The following is a 1,413-nucleotide window of genomic DNA, read 5'->3' as shown; positions in this document are numbered from 1 at the left end:
AACACAGTGGACGCGAGCAACTGAGGACAAGCCCTCGGCCTATTAGTACCGGTCACCTCCACACGTTACCGTGCTTCCAGATCCGGCCTATCAACCCAGTCGTCTACTGGGAGCCTTACCCCATCAAGTGGGTGGGAGTCCTCATCTCGAAGCAGGCTTCCCGCTTAGATGCTTTCAGCGGTTATCCCTCCCGAACGTAGCCAACCAGCCATGCCCTTGGCAGAACAACTGGCACACCAGAGGTTCGTCCGTCCCGGTCCTCTCGTACTAGGGACAGCCCTTCTCAAGACTCCTACGCGCACAGCGGATAGGGACCGAACTGTCTCACGACGTTCTAAACCCAGCTCGCGTACCGCTTTAATGGGCGAACAGCCCAACCCTTGGGACCGACTCCAGCCCCAGGATGCGACGAGCCGACATCGAGGTGCCAAACCATCCCGTCGATATGGACTCTTGGGGAAGATCAGCCTGTTATCCCCGGGGTACCTTTTATCCGTTGAGCGACGGCGCTTCCACAAGCCACCGCCGGATCACTAGTCCCGACTTTCGTCCCTGCTCGACCCGTCGGTCTCACAGTCAAGCTCCCTTGTGCACTTACACTCAACACCTGATTGCCAACCAGGCTGAGGGAACCTTTGGGCGCCTCCGTTACTCTTTAGGAGGCAACCGCCCCAGTTAAACTACCCATCAGACACTGTCCCTGATCCGGATCACGGACCCAGGTTAGACATCCAGCACGACCAGACTGGTATTTCAACGACGACTCCACCACCACTGGCGTGACGGCTTCAAAGTCTCCCAGCTATCCTACACAAGCCGAACCGAACACCAATATCAAACTGTAGTAAAGGTCCCGGGGTCTTTCCGTCCTGCTGCGCGAAACGAGCATCTTTACTCGTAGTGCAATTTCACCGGGCCTATGGTTGAGACAGTCGAGAAGTCGTTACGCCATTCGTGCAGGTCGGAACTTACCCGACAAGGAATTTCGCTACCTTAGGATGGTTATAGTTACCACCGCCGTTTACTGGCGCTTAAGTTCTCAGCTTCGCCCCACCGAAATGGAGCTAACCGGTCCCCTTAACGTTCCAGCACCGGGCAGGCGTCAGTCCGTATACATCGCCTTACGGCTTCGCACGGACCTGTGTTTTTAGTAAACAGTCGCTTCTCGCTGGTCTCTGCGGCCACCCCCAGCTCACCGTGCAAAACGGATCACCAGACGTGGCCCCCCTTCTCCCGAAGTTACGGGGGCATTTTGCCGAGTTCCTTAACCATAGTTCACCCGAACGCCTCGGTATTCTCTACCTGACCACCTGAGTCGGTTTAGGGTACGGGCCGCCATGAAACTCGCTAGAGGCTTTTCTCGACAGCATAGGATCATCCACTTCACCACAATCGGCTCGGCATCAGGTCTCA

At 56.4% G+C, this 1,413-nt stretch carries 1 rRNA gene; it reads right to left on the bottom strand.

Going from position 1 to position 1,413, the window contains the following annotated elements:
• Window positions 1–22 precede the first annotated feature (22 nt).
• A 23S ribosomal RNA gene (locus ACIP4X_RS35755) occupies window positions 23–1,413 on the bottom strand; the annotation flags it as partial.

The sequence above is a fragment of the Streptomyces sp. NPDC088817 genome (assembly GCF_044750345.1).
Lineage (GTDB): Bacteria > Actinomycetota > Actinomycetes > Streptomycetales > Streptomycetaceae > Streptomyces.
The sequence above is the reverse complement of the archived record's forward strand: the minus strand, read 5'-3'. Positions and strand labels throughout refer to the sequence as shown.